We start from the raw sequence: 14,688 nt of genomic DNA on the forward strand, positions 1-14,688 counted from the left end.
CCCCGCCGACCGGGGGTCGGCGGGGCCTCGACGTGAGAGCCGGGTCAGACGCGCTTGAACAGCAGGGCGCGCTTGACCTCCTGGATGGCCTTGGTGACCTGGATGCCACGGGGGCAGGCGTCGGTGCAGTTGAAGGTGGTGCGGCAGCGCCACACGCCGTCGACGTCGTTGAGGATGTCGAGCCGCTCCTCGGCGCCCTCGTCCCGGCTGTCGAAGATGAACCGGTGGGCGTTGACGATGGCGGCAGGCCCGAAGTAGGAGCCTTCGGTCCAGTACACGGGGCACGACGTGGTGCAGCAGGCGCACAGGATGCACTTGGTGGTGTCGTCGAACCGGGCCCGGTCGGCGACGGACTGGACGCGCTCGCGGGTGGGCTCGTGACCGGTGGTCATGAGGTACGGCTTGACGGCACGGAAGGCCTCGAAGAACGGCTCCATGTCGACGAGCAGGTCCTTGTGCACGGGCAGGCCCTTGATGGGCTCCATGGTGATGGTGGTCGGCTTGCCATTGGCCGCCAACAGGTCCTTCACCAGCACCTTGCACGCCAGGCGGTTGACGCCGTTGATGCGCATGGCGTCCGAGCCGCAGATGCCGTGCGCGCACGACCGGCGGAACGTCAGCGAGCCGTCCATGTACCACTTGATGGTGTGCAGGACGTTGAGCACCCGGTCGGACGGCAGCGCGGGCACCTCGAAGTCCTGCCAGCGCGGTTCGTCGTCGAACTCGGGGTTGAACCGGCGGATCCGCACGGTGATGGTGACGGATCCGGGCGGCGCGGGCGGCTGCGAGCCGCGGGAGCCCGAGGGCGCGGTTTCGGTCGTCGTCATCAGTACTTGCGCTCCATCGGCTTGTACCGGGTAAAGGTCACCGGCTTGTAGTCGAGCCGGATGTCGGCGGACAGCTGGTCGCCCTGCTTGTACGCCATGGTGTGCCGCATGAAGTTCGTGTCGTCGCGGCTGGGGTAGTCCTCCCGCGCGTGCCCGCCGCGGGACTCCTTGCGGGCGATGGCGCCGACGACGAGGATCTCGGCCAGCTCCAACAGGAAGCCGAGCTCGACGGCCTCCAGCAGGTCGGTGTTGAACCGCTTCCCCTTGTCCTGCACGGCGACGTTGCCGTACCGCTCCTTGAGCTGCTGCACGTCGTGCAGCGCCTGCTTGAGGGTGTCCTCGGTGCGGTACACGGCGGCGTTGGCGTCCATCGTGTTCTGCAACGCGATCCGCAGGTCGGCGACGCGCTCGGAACCGGTGGAGGAGCGCAGGTTCTCGACCATCGCCTCGACCATGGTGGAGGGATTCTCCGGCAGGTCGACGTGGTCGTGCACGGTGGCGGCGTACTCGGCGGCGGCGATGCCGGCCCGGCGGCCGAACACGTTGATGTCCAGCAGCGAGTTGGTGCCCAGCCGGTTCGCGCCGTGCACGGACACGCAGGCGCACTCGCCCGCCGCGTACAGGCCGGGGACGACGTTGTCGTTGTCCCGCAACACCTCGGCGTGCACGTTGGTCGGGATGCCACCCATCGCGTAGTGCGCGGTCGGGTACACCGGCACCGGCTCGGTCACCGGGTCCACACCCAGGTAGGTGCGGGCGAACTCGGTGATGTCGGGCAGCTTGGTCTCCAGCACCTCGGCCCCGAGGTGCGTGCAGTCCAGCAGCACGTAGTCCTTGTGCGGACCGGCGCCGCGGCCCTCCAGCACCTCCAGCACCATCGACCGGGCGACGATGTCGCGCGGCGCGAGGTCCTTGATGGTGGGGGCGTAGCGCTCCATGAACCGCTCGCCGTCGGCGTTGCGCAGGATCGCGCCCTCGCCGCGGGCGCCCTCGGTGAGCAGGATGCCCAGGCCGGCCAGGCCCGTCGGGTGGAACTGGTAGAACTCCATGTCCTCCAGCGGCAAGCCCTTGCGGAAGATGATGCCCATGCCGTCGCCGGTCAGGGTGTGCGCGTTCGAGGTGGTCTTGAAGACCTTGCCGAAGCCGCCGGTGGCGAACACGACGGCCTTGGCCTGGAACACGTGGATCTCGCCGGTGGCCAGCTCGAGCGCGACCGCGCCGGTGCAGACCGGGCCGTTGGCGGTCTCGGTCATGCACACGTCGAGCACGTAGAACTCGTTGAAGAACTCGATGCCGTGCTTGACGCAGTTCTGGTACAGCGTCTGGAGAATCATGTGCCCGGTGCGGTCGGCCGCGTAGCACGCGCGCCGCACGGCGGCCTTGCCGTGGTCGCGGGTGTGCCCGCCGAAGCGCCGCTGGTCGATCCGGCCCTCGGGCGTCCGGTTGAAGGGCAGGCCCATCTTCTCCAGGTCGAGGACGGCGTCGATCGCCTCCTTGCACATGATCTCGGCGGCGTCCTGGTCGGTGAGGTAGTCACCGCCCTTGATCGTGTCGAAGGTGTGCCACTCCCAGTTGTCCTCCTCGACGTTGGCCAGCGCGGCGCACATGCCGCCCTGCGCCGCGCCGGTGTGGGACCGGGTGGGGTAGAGCTTGGTGAGCACCGCGGTGCGGACGCGCTGCCCGGCCTCGATGGCCGCGCGCATCCCGGCGCCGCCGGCGCCGACGATCACCACGTCGTACTTGTGTACCTGCATGTCGCGCGTTCTCCCGCGGTCAGCCGCTGATGTTCGGGTCGAAGGTGAAGATCACGAAGCTGCCCAGCGCGAGGATCAGCGCCATGGACGTGTAGAGCAGGATCTTCAGCCAGAACCGGGTGGCGTCCTTGCGCGCGTAGTCGTTGATGACGGTGCGCAGGCCGTTGCCGCCGTGCAGCTCGGCCAGCCACAGCATGGACAGGTCCCAGAACTGCCAGAACGGCGAGGACCAGCGGCCGGCGACGAAGGCGAAGTTGATGCGGTGCACGCCGCCGTCGAGGATGTTCATGATGAACAGGTGCCCGAGCACCAGCACGATCAGCAGCAGGCCGGACATCCGCATGAACAGCCAGCTGTAGAGCTCGAAGTTGCTGCGGCGAGCCTGGCGCCGACGCGGGCTGCGCGGGGCGGCGAGGTCGAGGGTGCTCATGTCAGTTGCCACCACCGAAGACCGTGATGAAGCTCCGCTGGAGCATGAAGTACGCGCCCGGGATCATCACGACGACCCAGACCGCGATGATGATCCACAGCATCGGGCGCTGGAACCGCGGGCCCTTGGACCAGAAGTCGACCAGCATGATCCGGACGCCGTTGAGCGCGTGGTACAGCACCGCCGCGACCAGGCCCAGCTCCAACAGGTTGACGAGCGGGTTCTTGTAGAGCTCGATCACCTTGTCGTAGGCGTTCGGCGAGATGCGGACGACCGCGGTGTCCAGGACGTGCACGAACAGGAAGAAGAAGGTCAGCACCCCGGTGATCCGGTGGGCCACCCAGGACCACATGCCCAGATCGCCGCGGTAGACGGTGCTACCGCGCCGGCTGCTGCCCCCTGTTCCCTCTGCTGCGCCCGTCGGCGGGGCGGTGGTACTGGCCATGGTGCGGGTGGCCTCCAGCGTCAGTGGTGGGCGCGGCCCCGGCGGCATTTCGGGACGGACTTGCGTCACGGGGCCTTGACCCTCCGGATGCTAGACCGCAGGCCCGTGGCTGGCCCAACGGCGAAGGTCCGTCTGTGATCGATGAGACACGCACCGATGTGGCCCAGGTGACTTTATCGATCAAGCGCCACTCGTCAGGGCATCCCGGCACAGCCGGTCGGCACGCCGCGTGGTCTCCGGCTGGCGGTATCGGGAAGCCAGCCGCAGCACCTGCGCGCAGGCGGTGTCCAGATCGACCCGGTGTCCGATCGAGACGAACAGCGGCTTGACCTCCCGCTGGGTGCGCAGCGCCCGCCCGACCACCTCCCCGTCGTCCAGCAGCGGCGACCACGCGCCGCGCTCCGGGCCGGGCGGGTCGTAGTGCCCCATCGGGGTCTTGGCCACGCCGATCGACGGCAGCCCGGTGACCACGCCGAGGTGGCTGGCCAGGCCGAACCGGCGCGGATGGGCCACGCCCTGTCCGTCACACACCAGCAGATCGGGCGACACGGTCAGTCGTTCGAGCGCGGTCAGCAGCGACGGCAGTTCACGGAACGCAAACAACCCTGGCACATAAGGGAAATCTGTGACACCCGGCACAACGACCTGATCCACCGGGTCGAGTGACGCGACGTCCAGCACCACCACCGCCGCGAACAGCCGGTCGGAACCCTCGTCGTACGCCACGTCCAGGCCGGCGGCGGTGCGCGGGGCGAAGCCGGCGGGCGGGTGCGGGTCGACCAGCGGGGCCATCCGCAGCTGCAACGCGACCGCCTCGTCCGGCGTCGCCGGCCACTGCTCGATCACGCGAAATGCCTCTCCGAAGCCAGGTCGCCGTGCTCGTCGAAGACGCGCTCGCGGGCCAGCCGCCCGTCCGGTGTCCACTCCCGCGCGACGCCGGTGATCATGCCGCGCCGCACCGTCAGCTCCGACTTGGGCGTGCCGTCCTCGTACCACTCGCGGCGCGGCCCGTCCTCGACGCCGTACCGGTAGGTCGCCAGCGAGATCACCTCGCCGCTGTACCCGTGCGTCACCGCCTCGCCGGTGAAGGCGTGGCCGTCGTAACGCAGGCGCGCGCCGTCATCCCAGTCGACTGTGCTGACCTGGAGGTCGATGCGCGGCAGCGGCGGCTCGTCCGACGGCGCCTCCCGGTCGTCGAGGATGAGGCCGCCGTCGTCCCAGCGCTGGATCCGCCGTGTGGAGCCTTTGGCGTCGTACTGGGTCAGCTCCTTGGTACGGCCATTGCGGTGCCAGCGCCGCCATTCCCCGACGCGCACGCCCTGCTCGTACCGGCCCTCGGCGTCGGGTGACCACCACGGGCCGTCGGGGACGCCGTCGCGGTAGGAGGTGACGGTTTCTCCGTCCTGGACCTCGCCCGTGAACGGCTCGCCGTCGACTGCCAGTACGCCGTCGGCCTCGGTCGTTCGGGCCCGATCGACCCTGGTCACCGGCTCGCCGCGCTCGTCCCAGTGCCGGTCGCCCTCCTCGGCGAGCATTCCGTTGGGATGCCAGCGCTTCCCGTCCGCGGAGCGCAGGATCCCGCTGTCGTACCAGGTTCTGGTCGTCTGCCGCACGCCGTCCTGGTACGTCTCCAGCGACAGCAGGCGATCCCCGTTCTCCCGGACCAGTTCCCCGGTGAACGGCTCGCCGCCGTGCCACAGCCGCCCCTCGTCGTCCCAGGTCGGGGCGTCCGCGTACACGTCGATCCGCCTGGCCCGGGCCGGCAGGAAAGCGCCGTCCAGCACGGCTTCCGCGAGGTCGGCGGTGGACAGGTCGACGTCGTCCAGCATCGCCGCGGTCAGATTCGCGCCGCGCAAGCTCGTCTCCGCGAACACCGCGCCGATCGCCGTCACGCGGGTCAGGTTGGCGTCGCCCAGATTCGCCTTGGCCAGGTTGGCATCATCCAGGTTGGCGTCCGGCAGCTGCGCCTCGGACAGGTCCGCCCCGCGCAGATCCGCGCTGGTCAGCAGCGCGCCGTCCAGCTCCGCCCGGCGCAACACCACGTCCCGCAGGTCCGCGCCGAGCAGCCGGGCGCCACTCAACGGTGCGCCCGTCAGGTCGGCGCCGCGGAAGTCCAGGCCGGTGAAGTCGCCGACACCCTCGTCGAGCCAGTCCTCCAGCGCGACCGCCGCCTCGTCGTCGTCCGGCCAGCGGACCGGCAGCCACTTACTCACCCTTCGAACCTACTGGCCGAACCACCCCTCGGGCAGCCCCGTTCTCCCGAAGGGAACCTCATTGCCGTCGGCGTCCCGGCGGTGCTCCTCGACGAGCCGGCGCCGACGATTCGTCCCTTGTGGACCGCCATCACTCCGGCATGCCGACGGAGCGGAACGACTCCGGCGCGCCGTTGGAGTCCCAGTGCTGCTCGCTGATCAGGTCGCCCTCGTCGTCGAACACCTTCTCCACGGCCAGCCGGCCGTTGTGGTGCCACCTCCGGTGCGTGCCGACGGCGACACTGTGCCGGGACATGCCCTCCGCCTTGAGCGTGCCGTCCTCGTACCACTCGCGCCGCGGGCCGTCCCGCCAGCCGTCGCGGTAGGTCTCCAAGAAGATCAGCGTCTCACCATAGGTGTTGATCAGTTCGCCGGTGAACGGTTCGCCGTCGTGCACGAGGCGCAGCGAGTCGTCCAACTCGCTGTCGTCCAGGAAGACGTGGATCCGCTTCATGACATCACTCCGGAATCTTCTCGCCTGGAGGGAATCGATCGTAACGCCCGGCGTTGCTGGGCACCCCTCGCAGCATCAGGTTGCAGTTGGCGCAGCACGGGGCCTGCTCGATGCCGCCGCTGCGGAACGGGTGGTAGTTGTCCACCCGCATCTCGGCCAGCGCGCCGGGACCGTCGTCGAAGCCCCGGGCACGACGCTCCCACAGCAACGCGTTGGCGGCCTTCACCTCGGCGTGGCCGAGCGGCCTGTCGGGGTGGGGTCGATCGCGCGTCGCGCCGGTGGTGTCGTCCTCCACCGGATAGCCGCCCGGCTTGTTGTTCATGTCCTCCAGGTGCTGGCGCAGCGTCGGGTGCAGGTCGGCCTTGGGGATCACGTCCGCGTCGGACCCGTTGACGCCCTCGTAGACCAGGCCGGTGCGCATGTCCATGCCGACCGCCGTGACGCCGACGTTGGCCTGGCTGAACACGTCGCCGGTCCGGGGAGGCGTCGGCTTCTCCGGCATCTTCGGCTCGGGCGGGAAGTGCGGCTCCCGCCCCTCGGCCTTGGCCGCCGCGGCCTCCTGCTTGCGCTGCTCGACCCAGGCGCGCTTCTCCTCGTGGTAGGCCTGCAGCTGCTGCTTGTGCTCGCCGACCTTTCGTTGGTAGTCGAGATGGTCCTGCTTCGCCTGCTGCTGCGGGGCGCGGTACTGGTTGGCGCGGTGCTCGGCGACGTGCGTGACGTAATCCTTGGACGTCCGGTCGCCGACATGCGTGATCAGCCCGGTCTCCTCGTCCCTGACCACGCCCTCGGTGTGGCTGAGGTCCGCCAGCTTGTGCGGCGCGGGGTCGAGTGACGGCGCCGGCATGTGCTCGGGCGACGCGGAGCTGATGTGGGTGCTGGCCGCGCTGCCGCGATAGCCGGCCGGATGGTTGAGGTCGCCGGACACGTGCGTCGGCTCCTCGTCCTCGCCGCCACCGCCGGTGCGGACCTTCGGCGGCTTGCGACCGCCTCCACCGCCTCCACCGGAGACAGGAGCCGCCGAGCGTTCACCGCCGCCGGGCAGGCGCTTGGACTTCGCGTCGGGATGGTGTTTGAGCAGCCTGTCCCGCGCGTTGAGGTCGGCTTCCTCGTGCAGGTCCCCGGTCTTGCCCAGGTTCTGCCCGGCCCGCTCGGCGACGCGGCCGCCCTCCTTGAACACCGTGCCGGTGACCTCCACGCCCCGGCCCATCGCCTTGGCCACCACCGACCCGATGCCGGACCGGTCGCCCTGGGCGTGGTCGACCAGGTTCTGACCGGTGTCGTCGAGCTTCTCGCCGGCGGCGGCCACGGTCCGCCCGAACCGCGACAGCTTGCCGCCCGATCGACGCAGGTGATCCGGGTTGCTGTGGATCTTGCTCACGCCGACGGCCTCCCGGGTGTCCTCGATTGCCCGTTTTGACGCTATCAGCCGCCGTCGCGTTCCTCGGTGACTGAGCGTGATCACGTGCCGACAATTCGTCCGAGCGGGTCAACGATTCGGTTACACGGACCGTGACCGGTGTCCTGGGCCAAGGACCGGGAGGTACCGTCTGGCCCTCGGCGGGACCGACACCGAAAACGGGGTCGGGGCATCGCAAGTCCGCCGAAGCAGGGAGAGGACGACAACCGTGCGTCGAATGCGTGGAGTAGCGGTGGCGGCGATCGCGCTGACCAGCGTGATGTCGATGGCCGCGTGTGCCAAGGACAGCTCGTCCAGCGGTGCGGGCGGCAGCAGCAACAGCGCGTCGTCGGGCAGCGGCTGCAAGCTGTCCACGCCGCCGACCGCGGCGGCGGCCGGCACGACGACGACGGGCAGCTCGACCAAGGTCGACGGCAGTGCCCTCAAGGTCGGCCTGGCCTACGACATCGGCGGCCGCGGCGACGCGTCGTTCAACGACGCGGCGGCGGCGGGCCTGGACCTGGCCAAGTCGCAGCTGGGCGTGAAGGCCGAGAACATCAAGGAGACCACCGCCTCGCCCAACGAGTCGGACGCGGCCAAGGAGACCCGGCTGCGCCAGCTGGCGCAGGAGGGCTACAACCCGATCGTCACGGTCGGCTTCGCCTACGCCCCGGCGCTCCAGAACGTGGCCAAAGACTTCCCGCAGACCAAGTTCGCGATCGTGGACTCCACGGTCGACAACTCCCCGAACGTCACCCCGCTGACCTTCACCGAGGAGCAGGGCTCCTTCCTCGTCGGCGTGATCGCGGCGTACAAGTCCAAGGCCTGCCACGTGGGCTTCGTCGGCGGCGTGAACGTGCCGCTGATCCAGAAGTTCCAGGCCGGCTTCGACGCGGGCGCCAAGGCCGCCGCGCCGGACATCAAGATCGAGGACAAGTACATCACCCCGGCCGGCGACTTCACCGGCTTCCAGGCCCCGGACAAGGGCCGCCTGGTCGCCCAGGGCGAGCTGTCCGCCGGCGCCGACGTGATCTACCAGGCCGCCGGCAACTCCGGCAAGGGCATCTTCGACGCGGTCAAGGCCAAGGGCGGCTCCTACGCCATCGGCGTCGACTCCGACCAGTACAAGCAGGCCGGCGTCGCGGACGACAAGGACGTCATCATCTCCTCGATGATGAAGCGCGTCGACACCGCGGTGTACGACTTCCTGCGCGGCGTCGCGTCGAACGACCTGACCGGCATCCCGAAGGTCTTCGACCTCGCGGTGGGCGGTGTGGACTTCGCCACCTCCGGCGGCAAGGTGGACGACATCAAGAGCACCGTCGACGCCTACAAGGCGCAGATCATCTCCGGCGCGATCAAGGTCCCCTCGACCATCTAGGTCAGCTGACACGCGCGTCGACCCAGACCTACCGCGGGCCCGCCAGGATTGGCCGGGCCCGCGGTAGTGCTGTAAGGAGTTGCCCCATGACCACCGCCACCGACCTCGGCAACCCCGCGGTCGTGCTCACCGGGATCACCAAGCGCTTCCCCGGCGTCGTGGCCAACGACGACATCAGGCTCACCGTCCGCGCCGGCGAGGTGCACGCGCTGTGCGGTGAGAACGGCGCCGGCAAGTCGACCCTGATGAAGATCCTCTACGGCATGCAGCAGCCGGACGAGGGGACCATCGAGGTCGACGGGGCCGAGGTCCGCTTCCGCACCCCAGCCGACGCGATCAAGGCCGGCATCGGCATGGTGCACCAGCACTTCATGCTGGCCGACAACCTCACCGTGCAGGAGAACGTCGTGCTCGGCGCGGAGGCGCTGCACGGCATCGGCGGCCGGGCGCGGGCCCGGATCCAGGAGCTGGCCGGCCAGACCGGACTGCGGGTCGACCCCGGCGTGCTGGTCGAGCAGCTGGGCGTGGCCGACCGGCAGCGGGTGGAGATCCTCAAGGTGCTCTACCGCGGCGCCCGGATCATCATCCTGGACGAGCCGACCGCCGTGCTGGTGCCGCAGGAGGTCGACGAGCTGTTCGACACCCTGCGCGGCATGCGCGAGCAGGGCTTCACGTTCCTGTTCATCTCGCACAAGCTGGACGAGGTCCGGGCCATCGCCGACAGCATCACGGTGATCCGCCGCGGCACCACCGTCGGCACCGTCGACCCGACGTCGGTCACCACCCGCCAGCTGGCGGAGATGATGGTCGGCTCCGAGCTGCCCAGCCCCGAGACCCGGGAGTCCACGGTCACCGACCGCGCCGTGCTGACCGTGGCTGGCCTGCACCTGAGCGACGACACCGGCCGGGCCGTGCTGGACGAGATCGACCTGGCCGTGCACGCCGGCGAGATCGTCGGCATCGCCGGCGTCGAGGGCAACGGCCAGACCGAGCTGGTCGAGGCGATCATGGGCATACGCAAGGCCGACGGCGGCTCGGTGCTGCTGGTCGGCGCGGACGACGCGATCGTCGACCTGACCAAGCTGAGCACCCTGCACCGCCGCGAGGCCGGCATCGGCTACATCCCCGAGGACCGGCACCGGCACGGCCTGCTGCTGACGCAGTCGTTGTGGTTCAACCGGATCCTGGGCTTCCAGACCCGCAAGCCGGTCGTCAACGGGCGCTGGCTGGACGTGGAGGGCGCCCGCAAGGACACCCGGCGCATCGTCGAGCAGTTCGACGTCCGCACGCCCGGCATCGAGGTGCCGGCGGCGGCGCTGTCGGGCGGCAACCAGCAGAAGCTGATCGTCGGCCGGGAGCTGTCCGGCGACCCGGTGCTGGTGATCGCATCGCACCCCACCCGCGGCGTCGACGTCGGCGCGCAGGCGCTGATCTGGGAGCAGATCAAGCAGGCCCGCGCCGCCGGCCTGGCGGTGCTGCTGGTGTCCGCGGACCTGGACGAGCTGATCGGCCTGTCCGACACGATCAAGGTGATGCTGCGCGGACGGCTGGTCGCGGACGCCGACCCGGCGACGGTCACGCCCGAGGAACTGGGCAGCGCCATGACCGGCGCGTCGACCGGTGGAGAGGAAGAGGCCTGATGCGCTCGCTGCGGGGCAAGTTGCTGCCGCCGGTGGTGGCGATCGTGTTCTCGGCGCTGCTGTGCTCGGTGGCGCTGATCATCTCGGGCAGCAATCCGGCCAAGGCGCTGGCCGTGATGGTGGTCCAGGTCGGCCGGGACACCACCCTGGTCGACATCGTCAACAGCGCCAGCGTGTACTACCTGGTCGGCATCGCGGTCGCGATCGGGTTCAAGATGAACCTGTTCAACATCGGCGTCGAGGGCCAGTACCGGATCGGCGCGGCGCTGGCCGCGATCGTCGGCGGCCAGCTGAACATGCCGCCGGTGATCGGCCAGATCGTGATCATCCTGACGGCCATGGTCGGCGGCGCGGCCTACGCGGCGCTGCCGGCGATCCTCAAGGTCACCCGGGGCGTCAGCGAGGTGATCACCACCATCATGCTGAACGCCATCGCCGGCGGCATCATCGCGCTGCTGATCAAGCAGGGCGCGTTCGGCGTGCTGAACAACAACAACATCAGCACCAAGCCGATCCCGTCGTCCAACTGGATCCCGGGTATCTCGTTCGGCTCCGCCGGCACCGTCTTCGGCCTGGTGCTGCTGGCGATCCTGGTCGGCGTCGGCTACTGGGTGCTGCTCAACCGGACCCGGTTCGGCTTCGAGCTCCAGGCCTCCGGCGAGTCGCCGACCGCGGCCACCGCCGGCGGCGTCGACGCCAAGCGCATGATCGTCATCGCGATGCTGGTGTCCGGCGCGATCGCCGGCCTCACGGCGCTGCCCGAGGTGCTCGGCCGCGACCACGCGTACACGCTGATCTCCCCGCAGGGTTACGGCTTCACCGGCATCGCGGTCGCGCTGCTCGGCCGGAACAACCCCGGCGGCATCGCGTTCGGCGCGCTGCTGTGGGCCTTCCTGGACCAGTCCGCGGTGTCGCTGGACGTCATCCAGGTGCCGCGCGAGATCGTCACCATCATGCAGGGCGCGATCGTGCTGTCCGTGGTCGTGTCCTACGAGGTGATCCGCCGGCTCGAACTGGCCGCCGAGCAACGCCGGGTCGGCCTGCAACTGGCCGCCGCGACCACCGGGAGCGCGTCGTGATCGACACCACCGCAGCGCCGTCGACAACGCCGGTCGCACCCGTCAAGCGACGGATTCCCGCCTGGGCCAACGGAATCCTGTGGACGCTGGCGTCCATCGTGCTGCTCACCGTGACCGCCGACCTGACCGGCCTGGCCAACATCACGGCGACCGCCACCATCCAGGCCGGCCTCCAGTTGGCCGTGCCGCTGCTGCTCGCCGGCCTCGGCGGCCTGTGGGCCGAGCGCGCCGGCGTGGTCAACATCGGCCTCGAGGGCATGATGATCCTCGGCACCTGGGGCTCGGCCTGGGCCGGCTACCAGTGGGGTCCGTGGGCGGCCGTCGCCGGCGGCATCGTGTTCGGCGCGCTCGGCGGCCTGCTGCACGCGGTGGCCACGGTGACCTTCGGCGTCAACCACATCGTCTCCGGTGTGGCGATCAACCTGCTCGGCGCGGGCGTCGCCAAGTACCTGTCCACGCTGCTGTTCACCAGCGTGTCGCACAACCCGCGGCAGTCGCCGAAGGTGCCGGGCTTCGACACGTACTCCGCCCAGCCGCTCGCGGACTGGTTGGGAGACCTGGAGAAACAGCAGCGGTACGTGGTCTCCGACATCGCCGGCATCCTGCACGGGCTGCTGTCCGGCGTGTCGCCGCTGACGATGATCACCATCCTGCTGGTGCCGGTGAGCTACCTGCTGTTGTGGCGCACCCGGTTCGGCCTGCGGCTGCGGTCCTGCGGCGAGAACCCGGTCGCGGCGGAGTCGCTGGGCGTCAACGTGTACCGGCAGAAGTACCTCGCGGTGATCGTCTCCGGCGGCTTCGCCGGGCTCGGCGGCGCCGCGCTGGTGCTGGCCCCCGGCCAGAACGGCTACCTGGAGAACCAGACCAACGGCCGCGGCTACATCGGTCTGGCCGCCATGATCTTCGGCAACTGGCGGCCCGGCGGCCTGCTCGGTGGCGCGGCGCTGTTCGGCTACGCCGACGGCCTCCAGACGCTGACCGACGGCAAGACCGTGCTGGGCCTGTTCTACGGCGTGGCCCTGCTGATCTGGGTGATCGCGCTGGTGCAGCTGATCCGTCGCAAGTGGATCGTCGGCCTGATCGCGGTGCTCGCCGGCGGCGCGCTGTACCTGCTGTACCTGTCGATCGACTCGCTGCCGTCGGAGCTGACCACCTACCTGCCGCACATCGTGACGATCGTGGTGCTGGCGATGTCGGCCCAACGATTGCGGATGCCCGCGGCCGACGGTCTGATCTACCGACGAGGACAGGGAAGTTAGTTGTCCACTGTGGACTGGGATGAACTGCGGCGGCTCGCCGTGGTCGCGGCGGCGTCGGCCTACTGCCCCTACTCGGGGCTGCAGGTCGGGGCCGCCGCCCTGTGTGACGACGGCCGCGTCGTGACCGGCTGCAACGTGGAGAACGCCGCCTACGGCGTGGCTTTGTGCGCCGAGTGCACGATGGCCGGGCAGCTGCGGCTGACCGGCGGCGGCAAGTTCGTGGCGGTCGCCTGTCGCAGCGGCAAGGGCGAGTTGCTCATGCCGTGCGGACGCTGCCGGCAGATCATCTACGAGCTGGGCGGCCCCGACTGTCTGGTGGACACCCCGCGCGGTGTGCTTACGATGCGGGAAGTTCTGCCAGACGCGTTCGGACCCGAGGATCTGCCGTGAGCGAGCTTGCGAGCGAACCATCGAACACTGCGCCCTTGGCCGCAGGCCCGACGAGCACTAGCGAGGAGGGTCTGTGAGCCACTTCAATGCCGTCGAGATCATCCGCCACAAGCGGGACCGGCGGACCCTGACCGCCGACCAGATCGACTGGGTGGTCGACGCCTACACCCGCGGCGTGGTCGCCGACGAGCAGATGTCGGCGCTGGCCATGGCGATCTTCCTGAACGGCATGGACGCCACGGAGACCGCCCGGTGGACGCGGGCGATGGTCGAGTCCGGAGAGCGGCTGTCGCTGCACGTGGACCGGCCCACCGTGGACAAGCACTCCACCGGCGGCGTCGGCGACAAGATCACGCTGCCGCTGGCCCCGCTGGTCGCCGCCTGCGGCGCGGCCGTGCCGCAGCTGTCCGGCCGCGGGCTCGGGCACACCGGCGGCACGCTGGACAAGCTGGAGTCCATCCCGGGCTGGCGGGCCCAGCTGTCCACTGAGGACATCCAGGCGCAGCTGCGTTCCGTGGGCGCGGTCGTGTGCGCCGCCACCGAGGGGCTCGCGCCGGCCGACCGCAAGCTGTACGCGCTGCGGGACGTCACCGGGACCGTCGAGTCGGTGCCGCTGATCGCCAGCTCGATCATGAGCAAGAAGATCGCCGAGGGCGCCGGTTCGCTGGTGCTGGACGTCAAGGTCGGCTCCGGCGCGTTCATGAAGAACCTCGCCGACGCCACGGAGTTGGCGCGGGCATTGGTGTCCATCGGCGTCGACCACGGGCTGCGCATCAGCGCCATGCTGACCGACATGTCGGTGCCGCTGGGCCGGGCCGTCGGCAACGCCGTCGAGGTCGCCGAGTCCGTCGAGGTGCTCAAGGGCGGCGGCCCCGCCGACGTCGTCGAGCTGACCGTCGCGTTGGCCCGGGAGATGCTGTCGCTGGCCGGACTGTCCGATGTGGACCCCGCCGGCGTGCTTGCCGGTGGCCGCGCGTACGAGACCTGGTGTCGCATGATTGCCGCGCAGGGTGGAGACCCCGAGGCGCCGTTGCCGGTGGCCGAGCACGTCGAGGTCGTCGAGGCGGCCGAGGACGGTGTGCTCATCGACCTGGACGCTTACGCGATCGGCGTGGCGGCTTGGCGGCTCGGCGCCGGCCGCGCCCGCAAGGAGGACCCGGTGCAGCACGCCGCCGGCGTTCTGTGCCTGGCCAAGCCGGGGGAGACCGTCGAAAAGGGACAGCCGCTGCTGGAACTGCGCACCGACACCCCGGAACTGCTGGCCGCCGGCCGCGACGCCCTCACCGACGGCATCCGCATCGGCGACGCCCCGGTGCGGCGGAACCCGCTGGTGATCGACACCATCAGGGGCTGAGGTTCGGTAGCCACCAGTTCGCGAGGC

The 14,688-nt window shown here is 69.9% G+C and carries 14 protein-coding genes; 6 read left to right on the forward strand and 8 right to left on the reverse strand.

Annotation, left to right across the window (positions count from 1 at the left end; genetic code table 11):
• Positions 1-44: 44 nt before the first annotated feature.
• The 8 genes from BCF44_RS03445 to BCF44_RS03480 all read right to left on the reverse strand — a co-directional run bounded on the left by BCF44_RS03445 (position 45) and on the right by BCF44_RS03480 (position 7,540).
• On the reverse strand, positions 45-827 hold the full coding sequence (locus BCF44_RS03445) for a succinate dehydrogenase iron-sulfur subunit (protein WP_116172550.1): 783 nt from the start codon (positions 825-827) through the stop codon (positions 45-47).
• Entirely contained in the window at positions 827-2,581 is a 1,755-nt protein-coding gene (gene sdhA / locus BCF44_RS03450) for a succinate dehydrogenase flavoprotein subunit (protein ID WP_116172551.1), read from the reverse strand. Before sdhA ends, BCF44_RS03445 begins: the two co-directional genes overlap by 1 nt.
• Positions 2,582-2,600: 19 nt before the next feature.
• On the reverse strand, positions 2,601-3,011 hold the full coding sequence (locus BCF44_RS03455) for a succinate dehydrogenase hydrophobic membrane anchor subunit (RefSeq protein WP_116172552.1): 411 nt from the start codon (positions 3,009-3,011) through the stop codon (positions 2,601-2,603).
• 1 nt (position 3,012) lies between these two features.
• Positions 3,013-3,456, reverse strand: coding sequence for a succinate dehydrogenase, cytochrome b556 subunit (gene sdhC / locus BCF44_RS03460; RefSeq protein ID WP_116172553.1), 444 nt, complete (start codon positions 3,454-3,456; stop codon positions 3,013-3,015).
• Between the two features lie 180 nt (positions 3,457-3,636).
• A complete protein-coding gene (locus BCF44_RS03465; RefSeq protein WP_116172875.1) occupies positions 3,637-4,248 on the reverse strand; it encodes an endonuclease V in 612 nt (203 codons plus the stop codon).
• Positions 4,249-4,298: 50 nt separating this feature from the next.
• Positions 4,299-5,669 carry a pentapeptide repeat-containing protein gene (locus BCF44_RS03470; RefSeq protein WP_116172554.1) on the reverse strand — a complete coding sequence of 457 codons (1,371 nt, stop codon included), beginning with the start codon at positions 5,667-5,669 and terminating at the stop codon, positions 4,299-4,301.
• A 130-nt stretch (positions 5,670-5,799) separates the two neighbouring features.
• Complete coding sequence (locus BCF44_RS03475) at positions 5,800-6,162, reverse strand: toxin-antitoxin system YwqK family antitoxin (RefSeq protein ID WP_116172555.1); 363 nt, start codon at positions 6,160-6,162, stop codon at positions 5,800-5,802.
• Between the two features lie 4 nt (positions 6,163-6,166).
• Positions 6,167-7,540, reverse strand: a complete 1,374-nt coding sequence (locus tag BCF44_RS03480) for a YwqJ-related putative deaminase (RefSeq protein WP_116172556.1) — start codon at positions 7,538-7,540, stop codon at positions 6,167-6,169.
• A gap of 256 nt (positions 7,541-7,796) precedes the next feature.
• On the opposite strand from BCF44_RS03480, the gene BCF44_RS03485 reads away from it, so the two are divergent.
• The 6 genes from BCF44_RS03485 (at position 7,797) to BCF44_RS03510 (ending at position 14,661) form a co-directional block, all read left to right on the forward strand.
• A complete protein-coding gene (locus BCF44_RS03485) occupies positions 7,797-8,939 on the forward strand; it encodes a BMP family lipoprotein (protein ID WP_116172557.1) in 1,143 nt (380 codons plus the stop codon).
• Between the two features lie 86 nt (positions 8,940-9,025).
• Positions 9,026-10,579 (forward strand): ABC transporter ATP-binding protein, encoded by a 1,554-nt coding sequence (locus tag BCF44_RS03490; protein WP_116172558.1) that lies wholly within the window; start codon positions 9,026-9,028, stop codon positions 10,577-10,579.
• A complete protein-coding gene (locus BCF44_RS03495) occupies positions 10,579-11,658 on the forward strand; it encodes an ABC transporter permease (RefSeq protein WP_116172559.1) in 1,080 nt (359 codons plus the stop codon). The genes BCF44_RS03490 and BCF44_RS03495 overlap by 1 nt, the downstream gene beginning before the upstream one ends.
• A complete protein-coding gene (locus tag BCF44_RS03500; protein ID WP_379801712.1) occupies positions 11,658-12,917 on the forward strand; it encodes an ABC transporter permease in 1,260 nt (419 codons plus the stop codon). Before BCF44_RS03495 ends, BCF44_RS03500 begins: the two co-directional genes overlap by 1 nt.
• Entirely contained in the window at positions 12,918-13,307 is a 390-nt protein-coding gene (locus BCF44_RS03505) for a cytidine deaminase (protein WP_116172561.1), read from the forward strand. It begins immediately after the preceding gene.
• Between the two features lie 73 nt (positions 13,308-13,380).
• Entirely contained in the window at positions 13,381-14,661 is a 1,281-nt protein-coding gene (locus BCF44_RS03510; RefSeq protein ID WP_116172562.1) for a thymidine phosphorylase, read from the forward strand.
• Positions 14,662-14,688 lie beyond the last annotated feature (27 nt).

Source organism: Kutzneria buriramensis (assembly GCF_003387475.1).
Lineage (GTDB): Bacteria > Actinomycetota > Actinomycetes > Mycobacteriales > Pseudonocardiaceae > Kutzneria > Kutzneria buriramensis.

Excerpts from the sequence above, each read along its gene's own strand:
- BCF44_RS03445 (WP_116172550.1), bottom strand. The coding sequence starts at position 827 with ATGACGACGACCGAAACCGCGCCCTCGGGCTCCCGCGGCTCGCAGCCG.
- sdhA (WP_116172551.1), bottom strand. The coding sequence starts at position 2,581 with ATGCAGGTACACAAGTACGACGTGGTGATCGTCGGCGCCGGCGGCGCC.
- BCF44_RS03455 (WP_116172552.1), bottom strand. The coding sequence starts at position 3,011 with ATGAGCACCCTCGACCTCGCCGCCCCGCGCAGCCCGCGTCGGCGCCAG.
- sdhC (WP_116172553.1), bottom strand. The coding sequence starts at position 3,456 with ATGGCCAGTACCACCGCCCCGCCGACGGGCGCAGCAGAGGGAACAGGG.
- BCF44_RS03465 (WP_116172875.1), bottom strand. The coding sequence starts at position 4,248 with ATGGCCCCGCTGGTCGACCCGCACCCGCCCGCCGGCTTCGCCCCGCGC.
- BCF44_RS03475 (WP_116172555.1), bottom strand. The coding sequence starts at position 6,162 with ATGAAGCGGATCCACGTCTTCCTGGACGACAGCGAGTTGGACGACTCG.
- BCF44_RS03485 (WP_116172557.1), top strand. The coding sequence starts at position 7,797 with ATGCGTGGAGTAGCGGTGGCGGCGATCGCGCTGACCAGCGTGATGTCG.
- BCF44_RS03490 (WP_116172558.1), top strand. The coding sequence starts at position 9,026 with ATGACCACCGCCACCGACCTCGGCAACCCCGCGGTCGTGCTCACCGGG.
- BCF44_RS03495 (WP_116172559.1), top strand. The coding sequence starts at position 10,579 with ATGCGCTCGCTGCGGGGCAAGTTGCTGCCGCCGGTGGTGGCGATCGTG.